At 28.0% G+C, this 14,788-nt stretch carries 12 protein-coding genes and 2 pseudogenes; 12 read left to right on the top strand and 2 right to left on the bottom strand.

Going from position 1 to position 14,788, the window contains the following annotated elements; genetic code table 11:
- Nucleotides 1–59: 59 nt before the first annotated feature.
- The 9 genes and pseudogenes from N456_RS06220 (at nt 60) to purD (ending at nt 10,334) form a co-directional block, all read left to right on the top strand.
- Nucleotides 60–1,022, top strand: coding sequence for a hypothetical protein (locus tag N456_RS06220; RefSeq protein WP_062055032.1), 963 nt, complete (start codon nt 60–62; stop codon nt 1,020–1,022).
- A gap of 44 nt (nt 1,023–1,066) precedes the next feature.
- Nucleotides 1,067–1,417: pseudogene (locus N456_RS25350) on the top strand (glycosyltransferase); the annotation flags it as partial.
- 771 nt (nt 1,418–2,188) lie between these two features.
- Nucleotides 2,189–2,326, top strand: a pseudogene (locus N456_RS25515) (acyltransferase); the annotation flags it as partial.
- A 252-nt stretch (nt 2,327–2,578) separates the two neighbouring features.
- Nucleotides 2,579–3,685 carry a hypothetical protein gene (locus tag N456_RS06210; protein WP_148639212.1) on the top strand — a complete coding sequence of 369 codons (1,107 nt, stop codon included), beginning with the start codon at nt 2,579–2,581 and terminating at the stop codon, nt 3,683–3,685.
- Nucleotides 3,686–3,737: 52 nt separating this feature from the next.
- Nucleotides 3,738–4,937, top strand: a complete 1,200-nt coding sequence (locus tag N456_RS06205) for a glycosyltransferase (protein ID WP_062055026.1) — start codon at nt 3,738–3,740, stop codon at nt 4,935–4,937.
- The gene (locus tag N456_RS25345) at nt 4,930–6,165 is read left to right on the top strand and encodes an O-antigen ligase family protein (protein WP_062055024.1); all 1,236 of its coding nucleotides are present in this window, start codon (nt 4,930–4,932) and stop codon (nt 6,163–6,165) included. The genes N456_RS06205 and N456_RS25345 overlap by 8 nt, the downstream gene beginning before the upstream one ends.
- A gap of 79 nt (nt 6,166–6,244) precedes the next feature.
- Nucleotides 6,245–7,420 (top strand): MraY family glycosyltransferase, encoded by a 1,176-nt coding sequence (locus tag N456_RS06195; protein WP_062055022.1) that lies wholly within the window; start codon nt 6,245–6,247, stop codon nt 7,418–7,420.
- Nucleotides 7,421–7,675: 255 nt separating this feature from the next.
- The gene (locus tag N456_RS06185; protein ID WP_148639211.1) at nt 7,676–8,953 is read left to right on the top strand and encodes an O-antigen ligase family protein; all 1,278 of its coding nucleotides are present in this window, start codon (nt 7,676–7,678) and stop codon (nt 8,951–8,953) included.
- A 109-nt stretch (nt 8,954–9,062) separates the two neighbouring features.
- Nucleotides 9,063–10,334 carry a phosphoribosylamine--glycine ligase gene (gene purD, locus N456_RS06180; protein ID WP_062055016.1) on the top strand — a complete coding sequence of 424 codons (1,272 nt, stop codon included), beginning with the start codon at nt 9,063–9,065 and terminating at the stop codon, nt 10,332–10,334.
- Between the two features lie 95 nt (nt 10,335–10,429).
- Here purD and N456_RS06175 read toward each other — a convergent pair whose 3' ends face one another.
- Entirely contained in the window at nt 10,430–10,660 is a 231-nt protein-coding gene (locus tag N456_RS06175; protein ID WP_062055014.1) for a DUF6341 family protein, read from the bottom strand.
- Between the two features lie 121 nt (nt 10,661–10,781).
- Here N456_RS06175 and N456_RS06170 point away from each other — a divergent pair, with 121 nt between their 5' ends.
- The 3 genes from N456_RS06170 (at nt 10,782) to N456_RS06160 (ending at nt 13,663) form a co-directional block, all read left to right on the top strand.
- Nucleotides 10,782–11,702, top strand: a complete 921-nt coding sequence (locus tag N456_RS06170; RefSeq protein WP_148639210.1) for a DUF6427 family protein — start codon at nt 10,782–10,784, stop codon at nt 11,700–11,702.
- A 301-nt stretch (nt 11,703–12,003) separates the two neighbouring features.
- Nucleotides 12,004–12,612, top strand: coding sequence for a DUF4254 domain-containing protein (locus N456_RS06165; RefSeq protein WP_062055011.1), 609 nt, complete (start codon nt 12,004–12,006; stop codon nt 12,610–12,612).
- Nucleotides 12,599–13,663 carry a glycosyltransferase family 9 protein gene (locus tag N456_RS06160; RefSeq protein WP_338021347.1) on the top strand — a complete coding sequence of 355 codons (1,065 nt, stop codon included), beginning with the start codon at nt 12,599–12,601 and terminating at the stop codon, nt 13,661–13,663. Before N456_RS06165 ends, N456_RS06160 begins: the two co-directional genes overlap by 14 nt.
- Before the next feature lie 59 nt (nt 13,664–13,722).
- Here the strand turns inward: N456_RS06160 and N456_RS06155 are convergent, their stop codons facing one another.
- Entirely contained in the window at nt 13,723–14,775 is a 1,053-nt protein-coding gene (locus N456_RS06155) for a ferredoxin--NADP reductase (protein WP_062055007.1), read from the bottom strand.
- Nucleotides 14,776–14,788 lie beyond the last annotated feature (13 nt).

Below are 14,788 nucleotides of genomic sequence, written 5' to 3'. Positions count from 1 at the left end.
TTCATTATACTGAAAGCGAAAAAAATTGATTTTTTACATCCCAAAATTTCTACAAACTTATGAGTTCAGAATTAATGCAAGAAAAGCCTATGGATATAGCAGTTTTATTTTTGGTTTTTAATCGACTTGACCCAACAAAAGAAGTATTTTCGACTATTCGAATGGCAAAGCCAAGTCGATTATATATTGCTTCTGATGGGCCAAGAATAGATAGACCTGAAGAAATTGAAAAGGTCAATCATATAAGAGATTACTTACTTAAACATGTTGATTGGGAATGTAAGATTGAGACACTGTTCCGAGAAAAAAATTTAGGATGTAAATATGCAGTTGGTGGTGCTATAAAATGGTTTTTTAAACATGAAGAAATGGGGATTATCCTTGAAGATGATTGCTTACCTAATCAGAGTTTTTTTAAATTTTGTAGCGATCTTTTAATTAAACATAAAGATGATGATAGGATTGGTATGATAAGCGGAAGAAATGAGTTGGGTGTATATGAAAAATCAAAAGAAAATGATTATTTTTTAACGAATAGATGTTTTATTTGGGGATGGGCTTCATGGAGAAGGTCTTGTGATATTTTTGATAATGAAATTGCAAACAAAAATCTTTTCGAGCTATTTTTAAAGATTTTTTCGACATCAAGTAATATAAACGAGTTTTTTCATAGATTGTTAATTATTAAAGAAGAAAGGAAGGCTATCGTAAACACCTGGGATTATCCTTGGAGTTTAAGTCAGATATTCAATTCAAAACTTACTATAGTTCCATCAAAAAATATGATCAAAAATATAGGGATGGGATCCGATGCTACTCATACCGTTGTAAATGCAGAAGATGAGGTTCCTGTGTATGAATTAGATTTTCCTTTAAGAAATAATAATTTGATAATTGATAAAAAATTCTCGGTTAAAACAATTTTAATTGCAAGAAGAAATGTTTTTAGAATAATTATGAATCTAATTTTACCCAAGAGTATAATTGAGAAAATAAAAATATTATTAAAATACAATCAATAAGATTATATCGAATAATTAATCTTACTAAGAAAAAAGACTAAATTGTGGGGCAAAATGTATTATTTACAATTATAACAGTAAGTTATAACTCCGAATCTACTATTCGAGAAACTATTGAATCGATAATACATCAAAATTACTCTAATTTTGAATATATTATTATAGATGGTGCATCTAGTGATAAAACTATTTCTATTATAAAGGATTATGAGCCTCTACTTCTAGAAAAAGGGATCTCATTTAAGTGGAAAAGCGAGCCTGATAAAGGTATAGGTGATGCTTGGAACAAGGGTTTACAGTTAGCAACTGGAGAAATGATAGGACTATTAAATTCTGATGATGCGTACCACCCGTCAACTATAGCAACTATTGCAAATCAAATAAAAAAAGATTCTAGCCCTAAAGTATATTATGGGATATGTAAGTTTATTCAAGGCAACGAGATAGTTGGTGTTAATAATTCATTGTTTGATGAAAATAAATTGACAAGAGGTTTTGGTTTTACTCATACGACTTGTTTTGTACATAAAGAGATTTACGAAAAAGTAGGAAACTTTAATACCGATGTAAAAATTGCTGTAGATACAGAATTTTTAATAAGATGTTTTCAACAAGGTGTAGAATTTCAACAGCTTAATAACATTACATATATGAGTTTGGGAGGTGTTAGTGATCAATATGCGAAAAAAGGTTATTTTGAGTATCTAGATATTCTTAAGGATAAAGAAATAGTTTCATTATATAAATTAAAAAAACAAAAATACATATACAATATTTTTGTCCCCTTTAGAAAAATTATAAAATCTTTGGTTTTAAAATCTTTTCTAAGACAAGTAAAGCATTATTTGATATATTTGTTTAACTTTTTTTATTTTTTGATACCAACCTTTTCATTAAAAAAAAATTATTTAAAAATTTTTGGGGCAAAACTAGGAGAGAAGAGCTATATTCATTCTAAAGTTATTTTTTATACTTGGGGTAATCTTGAGATAGGATCAAATTCTGTTATTAATAGTGGTTGCAGGATAGACAATAGAAAAAAAATATCTATAGGAAGCAATGTATCAATTTCACATAATACACAAATTTATACTTGTGGACACGATATTAATTCTCAATATTTTGATATTACATGTAAAGGTGTAAAAATTGATGATTATGCCTGTATCTTTTCAAATTGTTTAATTATGCCAGGAGTTCATATTGGTAAAGGAGCAGTAGTTTATTCTGGAGCTGTTGTTACCAAAGATGTAGAACCCTTTACAGTTATAGGAGGCAACCCTGCAAAAAAGATTTCTGAGCGAAATAAAAATTTACAATATAAAATCAACTATGGTTTTCATAAAGCATTGTAGTAAAAAATGAAAAGTGTCAGATTAAAAATTAATTCTGGATTAATTATTAATCTTATGTTTCTATTATCTTTTTTGATTTACATAAAAAAGATTCCAATTGAAACTGAGACTCAACCTATATTTATTTTTATCATCTCTATTGTCTATATTTTCACCTTCAGACTAAGGACAACCTCCAAAGATTTTTTAATCATTTTACAGATGCTATTGTTAACTACTTATTTTGTTATACAATATCTAGTATTTCAAACAGGTATTTTGGAGTATATTACTTTTTTAATAGGTCCTTTAGTATATTTAGTGTTTTTAAATAGAGTACATACTATATCAGTATTATTGATAAAATGGATAATAATTGTTTTTCTTTTTTTAACGATTATTATCTTATTTAGAATTCCAGGTTTCTATGACATATTGAATTGGTTAACTCAAGTTTTTATTAGCAGATCTCAAGAACATACTAGTTCTAGTATAAGAGGGGTTTCTTTATTAACACCAGAACCAAGTTATTTTGCATTTCCTCTTATTCTTTTACTTTCTATAATTGACCTTAAATTGGAGGAAGAAAATATAAAATCTTTAAAAAAATATAGATTAGTTTTATTTTTTATTGCTCTAGTTACTAAATCTGCTCTGGTATTTTTTTACTTGATTTTTTATTTGTTAGGAAAATATTTGAGCAGGTATTCATTGAACCTCTTTAAAATAAAATTTTCTACAAAGAATATTGTAATAGGAATATCATTAATAGTGATTCTATTAATGCCATTTCTTTTTTTGAGAAATAGTAGACCTGTACAAGTAGCAGAAAATGTTTATAAAAGTGTTTCTAAAGGAGATATGTTTGGATTGTTGTTTCGTGAATCAAGTGGAAGTACTAGGTTTATAATTAATACTCTGGGGGTTATTTCTATACAAAAAGAACCTTTTGGTTGGGGGATTGGAGAATTTAAGTATAACTTTTTTAAAGCAGGTAATACTAAGTTTAAAGAAGTGATAAAAAAACATGAGGTACTAAGGGCTTTCTATTATAATGATAACCCTGTTAAAACCCAGACTTATCTCACAAATCTTACAGGAGATATTGGTATTTTTTCATTACCACTATTTCTGTTTATTATTATTTCTATTTATAAAGCTAAGGGCGAGACTAGAGGGGGGATTAAGTGGGTTATACCACTCATGTTAATAATTGTGCAAGGCCAGATGAGTAATCCAGCTATATGGATAATATTGGCAATTCTAAATAGTAATAAATTTGATACGACAACAGATACTATTACACCGACCAAAAATCATATACAATAAAAAGCGAATTATTTATAAACTATTGTTATTAAATATTTAAAATACTTAATTAGTGAATAAAAAACCTAGATTACTACTCATTTTTTATAGACCACCTTATCCTTTGGTTGGAGGTGATAAAATAAGAATGCATCAAAATTTAAGATTATTATCGACAGAATTTGATGTAGATGTTTTATTCATAAATGAAAACAAAAAAACAAAAAATATAGAAAATGATATTCTGAAATACTCAAAAAATGTTATCTCTTTTTCTTTTAGTAAAATCAATTTCTATTTTTCTACTCTTATAGGTTTATTTAAAAATACTAAACCTCTACAAGTTAATTATTATTATTTTGAAAAAGTGCAAAAATGGATTGATCTACATATAAATAACTATGAATATGCTTTTTGTAGTACTATTAGAACTGCAGAATATATTAAAGATAAAAAGATTTTCAAGATAATAGATTTTGTCGATGCAATATCGATGAATTATGAAAAAGCTTTTAAAAATAAAAAATGGGGTCTTTGGAAATTAATATACATGATTGATAAAAAGAGAGTTCTAAACTATGAAATTTCCCTATTGCCAAAATTTGATAGAAAAATTATTATTTCCAATATAGATAAAGAGTATATCGAAAAAAATGCTATTGCTGTAAATATTGAAGTAGTATATAATGCAGTTAACATTGAGAGTTATGAAGAATATTATTATGAAGAGGTTGTAGATAGTATTGTATTCGTAGGAAAAATGGATTACGAACCAAATATAAGTGCTGTTAATTATTTTGCAAATAAGATTTTACCAGAAATTATTAAATTCTATCCAAATATTCAATTTTATATTATTGGAGCGAATCCTTCAAAAATTGTTAAGAAATTAGGTAACGATAAAAATATTATAGTTACTGGATATGTAGATGATATAAAAAAGTATATACTGCCCTCACGATTGGTAGTTGCTCCAATGGTCTCTGGTGCAGGTATACAAAATAAGATATTAATGTCTATGGCAATGAAAAAATGTGTTATTACTACAGAGATTGGAGCAGAAGGTCTTATCAATTTATCGAAAACTAATGCTGAGTTAGTAATAACAAAGTCAGATAAAGAAATGGTATCAGAAATACTAGAATTATTAAAAAAACCTGAACTTTGCAGATTAATAGGCAACAATAGCCTAGATTATATAAAAGAAAATTTTTCTGAAACTAGAATAAAAGAAAAATTATTGTCAATCTTTAATTTTAGAGAAAATGTTTAAAAACTTTAATTTTGAATATCTAGGGTTTTTATTTTTGGCTGCTTTTCCTATCTACCCTTATTTTCTACTATCTTTATCGATGATCTCTTTTTGTGTATTCACACTCATTGATTTTTTTTTAAGAAAGAAGAGTATTAATAAAAAACGTATTTACATCCCTATTATATTTACTTTCTATATTTTTCTAATGGTTTCCTCTATTTTAATAGAGGGGTTTCATATGGGATACAAACCTTTAAGAGCTAGTATGGTAATTTTTGTTTTACCCTTTCTTTCTTTCTTTTTTTCTAGACTGTCAATTAATTCTGAACAAAAGCGAAAAATATTTTTAATTTTTACTCTAGCTTCTTTTTTATTAGCTATTCTAATTATTATTACATCAGTTATCAGATCTCTTGATAATGAGATTGCTTTTTATAACATTGTTAGAGTTTCTGCTCAGAATATCTCATTTATTGATATTCATCCAGTATATGTTTCGATGTATTTTATAGTATCAATATTTTATATTTTGAGTTCCTTTAAAAGGATAAAAAAACTACCTAATAAAATTTTAAGTATAATTGTTATTGCTTTTTTTTCTTTAATGATTCTATTATTAGTTTCAAGAATTGCTATTTTTACATGTATAATTTTATTGTTTTTGATGTTCATTAAAAACAATAAAATAACTCTATTCAAAAAAATTCTATATTCTTTAATAACTATTTCTCTAATTATATTTTCATTATTAATAATTAAACCATTACGAGCGCAATTTGATGAGATTTCATCTAAGGAGGAATTTGTATTACCATATAAAAAATTCCCAACTTCTCCTCAAATAAGAATAGGAATCTACACTTGTTCATGGAGTATTATTGAATCTAATTGGATTATGGGTTATGGAGCGTTAGATTTTCAAAAAAAATTAAATAAATGTTATGAAAAATACAACAATTATCAAAAAATAAATTATAATACTCATAATTATTATTTATTTCTTTTAGGTTCTGGAGGTATAATATGTCTGGTCCTTTTTTTAGGTTCCATTTTTTTTCAGATAAAATCTTCAATTTTCAATAAAAACTTTCTCCATCTTGTGTTTATATTAATAATTATTACATTCTCTCTATCAGAGAACATACTTTCAAGATCTTATGGGGCTACTTTTTTTACTTTTTTTACCCTATTGTTTCTTTCAGTATCTAAACAAGATTCAGATAGACACGATGAGATTAGAGAGTAGTATTTAATTATAATTTTAAAAAACATTAGACTATTTTTTATATTTATTATTTTAGCAAAAAAAATTAAAAACGAAGAGTTTGCAATTATACTATCCCATTATATTTTTTTTTGGAGCATATGCTTTAACATATTTTACTATTCCTAAGATAATAGGATTAGTTGAGTATAAGAATCTTATGGATAAACCTAATAAAAGAAGCTCACATATAAGAGTTACTCCTACATTAGGAGGGATTTCTTTTTTTTATACATTAATAATTGCATTGTTTTTTCTGAAAGAATGGAGTTCTTATGACGAAGCTATTTATTTTGTACCTAGTTTAACAATCTTGTTTATAATTGGTTTAAAAGATGATTTGGTTGTTTTATCCCCTTATACAAAGCTTATTGCACAAGTATTTGCAATATGTTTTATTTTGAGTAATAAAAGTTTTATGATCATTTCCCTAAATGGTTTCTTTGGTGTAAATGAAATTCCATCCTACGTATATTATTTAATTGGAGGATTCATGATGTTGACAATTATTAATGCATATAATCTTATTGATGGTATTGATGGTTTAGCAGCAATTGTTGGGCTTGTTGTATTAATGATTTATACAACGATATTTTATATCACAAATGAATATTTTTATGTTTTATTATGTTTAACACTAAATGGTTGCCTTATTGCTTTTTTGAGCTTTAATCTATCTTCGAGTAAAAAAATTTTTATGGGAGATACAGGATCGCTTATTGTTGGTTTTATAATTGGAGTACTAACATTAAAATTTTTGGCATTATCACCAGAATCGTACGATAGCCTTCCCTTTTTGTTAGAAAATGTCCCATTAATAGCAATAAGTATACTTATCGTTCCTTTGTTTGATACAGCTAGGGTTTTTACCATAAGATTGGCAAATAAAAAAAGCCCATTTTCTGCAGATAGAAATCATACACATCATATATTAATAGATTATTTTAAAATTTCTCATAGACATGCTAGTTTTATCATTGGTGGTTTTAATTTAATTTTTGTAGTACTTTTCATTATTCTAGGAAGCTCTTCATATAATTTTTATTTGGTAATGACTCTTATATTAGCAGTTATCATATTAGGCTATTTTTTTTATCGTTTTGATTATAGCTTTGCAAATATCAAAAGAAAGATAATTTTTCGAAAAAAAGTAAATAATCTTAAGAGTGAAGTAAAAAAAGGTGGAGAAAAACTAATGTCAAAAAAAAACAGGAAGAAAAACATTAATGATAAATAAATATATTAAGTGCAACTTTTATAATTACACTTATTATCAATAGTTATAATTTGGTGGAGATAAAGTTTAAAAATACGCTAAAGAGTTTCTTGTCAAAAAAATCACAAGAAAAGAAGAACTCAATAAAAGCGAACACAGAGATTTTTCTTAACCAAATTGAAAAAAGGACTGATATATATTAGTAAGAAGAAAGTTAAATATCATAATAGAAACTCGAATAAAACGTTAACTACTCCATAACAGATCATAGTATAAGTGCAACTAGAATATATAATTAGTCGTATCACCAACATGTTTTATAAAGAAGATCACTGGATAGTAATGACTTTCTGGAATTCTTTATATATAGGTTTCTTTTTAATGCCTCTAGGAATTAATCTTCCAACTCCATTTTTTATAATCTCAATTCTTTTTGGTATCGGAGTCATATTTAAAGCACCTAAAAAATTTGTTTTAGATAAATCACTACTTCTTTTTCCATTGTATTTCATAATAATGTCTCTTGGTTTATTACATACAGATGATTTAGACAGCGGTTTACATTTACTACAGCGATCATTATCATTATTATTGTTTCCTATCATTTTCTTATTTGTTAAAGAAGATGCAGCATCAGTAAAAAGATTATTCAATTTTTTACTTTTAGGATTGATAGTATCTTTTTTTGTGAACATTTTTTATGCATCAGATCAACTGATAAACTATGTTATTGAAGAAAATAACACAATCGAATTATTTTCATTTATAGAGAAAGCTGTAGAAGGGTGGCGTTATTTTTTTATTGGTGCTGCTTTTTCACAATCAGTCCATTCTAATTATGTATCAATTTATATACTATTAGTATTAAGCTATTATCTTAAAAATAAGCTACAGTCGAGATTACAATTTATTGTAATCGTTATTTTATTTCTATATCTTTTTCTATTAGCTTCAATTGCCGCATATCTAATTTTGGCGATAATGTCATTGTTACTAATTTTAGAAATTAGGAATAAAGGAAAAAAATATACAATGATGATAGTTTTCTTTATGGGAGTACTATTATTTTTAAACAATCCTTTAGTGTCTAATTTTTATTATGGAGTTAGAGATTTTCATAAACCTTTAGTTTATGAAAATGCAATTTCAGAAAAATCCAGATTATTATCTTGGGATGCAAGTATAGAATTAATTAAAGAAGCCCCAATGTTTGGGTATGGTACTGGAGATGCAAATGCTGTTTTGATAAAAAAATATGATGAATTAGATTATAAAGTCAATTATAGAAATGAGTATAATGCACATAATCAATTTTTACAAACCTATTTACAAACAGGTATTATAGGTTTCATAACCTTACTTAGTATTTTCGTTCTTTTGGCACTACGTATGAGAAGAAGCCGAAATGAATTTTCGGTTTTTCTGATTCTTTTTATATCACTTCTATTTGAATCAATGTTGGTTCGATTTAGTGGTATTGTATTCTTTTCTATAGTTGTTCCTTTATTATTAAAGAAAAGAAGTATTTTAAGTAGCAGAATTATTCGTAATTAATAATCTCTTTTCTTTCAATTTTTTAGCACAAGTTTTTATCTAAAAGGATTAGTAATACAACGACGAATAAAGTATTTTTGAAGCTTTAAAATTTAAGTCATATCAAATCATGAATATTTTAGTATTAGGATCAGGAGGTAGAGAACATACATTTGCATATAAAATTGCGCAAAGCGAATTATGTGATACGTTATTTGTAGCACCTGGTAATGCAGGGACTGCAGCAATAGCAACCAATGTATCTATTGGAGTTACCGATTTTTCAGCTATTAAGGAATTAGTACTAAAAGAAAATATAAAAATGGTAGTGGTAGGACCAGAAGATCCCTTGGTACAAGGAATTAGCGACTTCTTTGCATCAGATGATCAACTAAAAGACGTTATCGTTATCGGTCCATCTAAAGAAGGAGCTCAACTAGAAGGGAGTAAAGAATATGCTAAAGAATTTCTATTTAGACATCATATACCTACTGCAGCATATCAAAGCTTTACAGCCGAGACTGTAGATCAAGGGAAACAATTTCTAGAAACACTTACTGCACCTTATGTGTTAAAAGCCGATGGACTTGCTGCCGGAAAAGGAGTTCTGATACTACAAGATATAGAAGAAGCAAAAAATGAGCTCGAAAATATGCTGACCAATAAAAAATTTGGTGCAGCTAGTGAGAAAGTAGTGATTGAGGAATTTTTAGACGGTATTGAACTAAGTGTTTTTGTACTTACCGATGGAAAAAATTATGTAACATTACCAACAGCAAAAGATTATAAACGTATTGGAGAAGGAGATACGGGATTAAATACAGGAGGTATGGGAGCTATCTCGCCAGTTCCTTTTGTAGATGATATATTTATGGGTAAAATCGAAAATCAAATTATTAAACCTACAGTTGATGGTCTAGCAAAAGAAAATATCGATTATAAAGGGTTTATTTTTATTGGACTTATAAAAGTAGGTGATGATCCAAAAGTAATCGAATACAATGTTCGTATGGGAGACCCTGAGACTGAAGCAGTACTCCCTAGAGTGAAGACAGATTTAGTACAGTTGTTTCAGCATGTAGGATCACAATCGCTAGATGAGGTTACCCTTCAATTAGATGAAAGAAGCGCTACAACAATAATGACTGTATCAGGCGGATATCCCGAAGCATACGAAAAAGGAAAAGAAATTACAGGTATTAATTCTATTTCAGAGTCTATAGTATTTCATGCAGGAACAAAATTAAATGAGGATAAAATAGTTACTAATGGAGGTAGAGTAATTGCTGTAACTTCGTTTGATCAAGATTTTAGAAAAGCACTTAAAAAATCGTATCAAAGTATAGAAAAACTTCATTTTGACAAGATGTACTATAGAAAAGATCTTGGATTTGACTTATAAGTTAGATTTTTAAAAGAAAGCAATTATAAAAAAAGCTATACTCTATTAATAGAGTATAGCTTTTTTTATAACAATTTTGAGGGTATGAAGGTCTTTTAGTTTAAAAAAGAGTGAGCTGTTGGGTCTCTATTCTCTTCATCATTATCATTAAATTTCTTCAACTCTTTAAACCAGTATAAAAAAGCTAAAAATCCGATTATCATAAATATCCAGTTTATCATATTAGCAGCTGTCCAACTCTCTAATTCTAGAGCTCTTAATACATCAAAAGGAGCGAATAATACATCTACACAAAAGGATGCTATAGCTTCAAAAAAATCTTTCATAACGTTGTTTTATATTTTCTTTTTTAAAAGTCTAGAGAAGTATCCTAAAAACTTTCATAAATTAGTTCAATAATATGTCAAAGACAATATGTTTGTCTATGCAAAAATATAAAAAATAGTAGTGTTATCAAGTTTTTTTAGTAAATCAAAGCCTATTAATTATATTGCTGTGGCATTATATATGGGAATACTTTTTGCAATCGCTCATTATAAAAAGGGGTTTAGTGTGGAGCTTAGCTATCTCTTATTAAGTTTTATCAGTCTTTTTATATATGTTTTGCCAATGTTAACGCTTAATCTTTTAGCTCAAAGAAATGGTCTTACTAATAAAGGAACATTTACAATACTTTTATATGCTTTTCTTACTGCATTGATGCCTAATTCATTAACAAATTTTTCTGTTTTGTTATCTAATGTATTTGTATTGTTAGCATTACAAAATATATTATTGCTACAAAATGATAAACAGACTAAAGCAAAAATTTTAAACGCATCAATTTGTATAGGCTTAGCATCCTTGGCATATTTTTGGAGTATAGGATTTATAGCGCTTGTTTTTTTAGGCATATTATATTTTGAAGCTAATAATTACCGAAATTGGATTATTCCTAGTATTGGGATTAGTATAGTATATCTTTTTGCGAATTGCTTTACATTATTGTTTTATGACTCATTCTATACATTTACCACTCATATTGATTTTAAACTATTTTCATTTCGTAATTATTTGAAAACAGATCAGCTTTTTTCTATAGGAGTTCTATCAATTTGTATTGTATTTTTTGTTTCGATATACCTTATTAAATTTCGTAGAAAAGCAGCAAATATCAAATCTATATTAAGAATTATTATTGCATACTTGTTAACTGCTATTGCAGTAGCTATTAGTACTCCAGAAAAAAACACATCAGAGTTATTTTTTATAGCGGCTCCACTTGCATTGATCGGAACTACATATTTAGAAGTGAATCACAATCAATTAGCTAAAGAAATTAATATGTGGGTCTTGATACTAATTCCATTTATCACCCTATTATTTTGATTTTTTTAAAATAAAATAGTTTTTCTATTATATGATATAAACTAAAGTATATATGATGATAATTTTATGAAGAAAAAATCAGGAATACTAAGAAAATTATCAGATCTGTTATTTTTTCTCCTTAGATATAGATTGAGTTATTGCATACTAAATACTATATACAAAATCCGTACATTTGTAGTTGCTAGAAAATATACTTATAGCTATCTCTTGCAACGTATCTTATGAAAAGAGATATATCTAAAATAGTATAAAAATAAGAGCCATAGAAAAGTTACACATTTAGAAAATAATAGCATACATGTTTACTGATAAAGCAAATACCATTTTTAAAGAAGTTATAGAAAAATACCATGTGATCGATAATGTAGATCAAGAATTCTCTAACCCCTATAACAGTACTTCACAGGCTATAGAACATTTATTATATCGTAAATGTTGGATTGATACAGTACAATGGCATTATGAAGATATCATCCGTGATCCTGAAATTGACCCTATAGCTGCTCTAAAACTGAAAAGAAAGATTGATGCTTCTAATCAGGATAGAACTGATATGGTAGAATATATTGATAGTTATTTCTTAGAACAATACAAAGATATAACTCCAAAATCGAATGCAACTATCAATACCGAAAGCCCAGCTTGGGGAGTAGATAGGTTATCTATTTTAGCACTAAAAGTATATCATATGCATGTTGAAACTATTAGAGAAGGTGCTGCTGACACACATAAAGAAGCATGCCAAAAAAAGCTAAACGTTTTATTAGAGCAACAAATTGATTTATCTACAGCAATAGACACCCTATTAAAGGATATTGAAAATGGAGATAAATATATGAAAGTATATAAGCAAATGAAGATGTATAATGATGATGAATTAAACCCAGTATTGCGTGGAGGTAAGTAATATCAGTCAATCTGATGCTATTGAAACGAACATTCTAGTTATTCGTCTTTCGGCTATGGGTGATGTAGGAATGACCGTTCCAGTTCTTAGAACCTTTAGAGCAACCTATCCAGATGTAAAGTTAACGGTGCTTACACGAAAATTTTTTGAACCTATGTTTTCTAATATAGAAAACTTAGAAGTGTATCATGCAGATGTTGATAATACACATAAAGGTATTTTAGGGCTTACCCGATTATCAAGTGAGTTAAGTAAATTACGGATAAGTGCTGTTGCCGATTTGCATAACGTACTTCGTTCTAATGTGTTAAAAACATTACTTTCATTACGAGGAATCAAAGTCGTGCAGATTGATAAAGGGCGAGCAGAAAAAAAAGCATTGACTAGATCAGAACGTAAAGTTTTTAAGCAATTAAAAACAACACATCAGCGATATGCAGACGTGTTTAAGAAATTAGGATACCCAATAGATCTTGCTACCCATCAATTTCCTGAAAAACAATCATTAACAACAGAGATTCTTTCTTTAACTCAGAAGAATTCAACAAAAAAATGGTTAGGAATCGCGCCTTTTGCACAATATGAAAGTAAAACATATCCATTAGAGTTAATGGTTGAAGTAATAGAAACTTTGGATAAAGAAAATAATTTCGAAATTTTCTTATTCGGAGGAGGTAAAAAAGAGACTGATATTCTAAACAATATTGGAAGTAAATATAAGAATGTAATAAATGTAGTTGGTAAACTATCTTTTAAAGAAGAACTAAGACTAATAAACAACTTAGATGCTATGATATCTATGGATAGTGGTAATGCACACTTAGCAGCTATGTATGGAGTCCCAACTGTTACATTATGGGGAGTAACTCATCCTTTTACAGGTTTTATGCCTTTTGGACAACCCATGAAGTATGCTATCTTACCAGATTTGACTAAATATGACTTAATCCCAACATCAATTTATGGGAATAAGGTACCGCCAAATTATGAAAAAGTAATGCATACTATCCAGCCAGAAACAGTAATAAAAACTATTAATTCAATTATTTAATAAATAGAGTTTCTTTAAAACTGATTAGATATTAAGAATAGAACTAGTAATTAGGATTTTTACACATCATCAAAATCAACCTTAATTGATGTAGAAGTGGGATGGGCCTGACAAGCCAAGACTAACCCCTCTGCTATTTCTCCATCAGTAAGAATACTATTTTTTTCCATTACAGCAGTACCCTCAGTAATTTTACAAATACAAGAACTACATACACCACCCTGACAAGAATAAGGAGCATCAATATCTTTTTGCAATGCTGCATCAAGGATTGTTTTTTTCTGATCCATAATAAAGCTAAACTCTTCATCATCTACCAGAATAGTGATATTTGATTTTCCCTTGAGATTAGCATCGATTTCAGCTTCTGTTGAGCTACTGGTAAATAACTCAAAATGAATAGCATCTTTACCAATACCATTCTCTTCTAGGACTGAAGTTACTGTATTGATCATCTCTTCAGGACCACATAGATAAAATGCTTTAAAAGAAGTGTCTTTATATTTATTTTTTAGAATATAATTTATGATCGGCTTTTCGATTCTTCCAAAATGAGTATTATCTTCTTGGCTTTGGCTATATACAAACTCTAGAAACAAACGATCTGTGTATTGATGTTGTAACTCTAATAATTCTTTATGAAATATAGTTTCCTTAGGAGTTTTATTTCCATATACCAATATAAAACGGCTATTAGGTTCTGTTTCTAGTACCGTTTTAATCATACTCATTACAGGAGTTATTCCACTCCCTGCTACAAAAGCAGTATATGTATTAGTAGCTTCAGAATTAGGAGTAAGTATAAAATTACCTTCTGGAGGGTGTACCTCTAGAGTATCACCTTTCTTTAAGGTAGTATTTGCAATGACAGAAAATGTACCTCCAGAGATTTCTTTTACAGTTACTTTAAGAATAGTACTATGGGGAGTACTACAGATAGAATATGCTCTACGAATTTCTTTTTCGTCAACTTTAGTTTTAATAGTGATATACTGCCCCGGAATGAAAGAAAATGTATCCTGTAATAGTGTCGGTACATCAAATGTTATAGAAACCGCATGAGGAGTCTCTCTAGTAATATCTGTTATATGTAACTTATGAAAATCTGACATTGCATTTTTTTGG

It is taken from the genome of Aquimarina longa SW024 (assembly GCF_001401755.1).
In the GTDB taxonomy this organism is placed as follows: Bacteria; Bacteroidota; Bacteroidia; order Flavobacteriales; family Flavobacteriaceae; genus Aquimarina; species Aquimarina longa.
This window is presented reverse-complemented; position numbering and strand designations above follow the sequence as displayed.

Coding starts and splice junctions, on each gene's coding strand:
- N456_RS06220 (WP_062055032.1), top strand. CDS start 60: ATGAGTTCAGAATTAATGCAAGAAAAGCCTATGGATATAGCAGTTTTA.
- N456_RS06210 (WP_148639212.1), top strand. CDS start 2,579: ATGCTATTGTTAACTACTTATTTTGTTATACAATATCTAGTATTTCAA.
- N456_RS25345 (WP_062055024.1), top strand. CDS start 4,930: ATGTTTAAAAACTTTAATTTTGAATATCTAGGGTTTTTATTTTTGGCT.
- purD (WP_062055016.1), top strand. CDS start 9,063: ATGAATATTTTAGTATTAGGATCAGGAGGTAGAGAACATACATTTGCA.
- N456_RS06175 (WP_062055014.1), bottom strand. CDS start 10,660: ATGAAAGATTTTTTTGAAGCTATAGCATCCTTTTGTGTAGATGTATTA.
- N456_RS06165 (WP_062055011.1), top strand. CDS start 12,004: ATGTTTACTGATAAAGCAAATACCATTTTTAAAGAAGTTATAGAAAAA.
- N456_RS06155 (WP_062055007.1), bottom strand. CDS start 14,775: ATGTCAGATTTTCATAAGTTACATATAACAGATATTACTAGAGAGACT.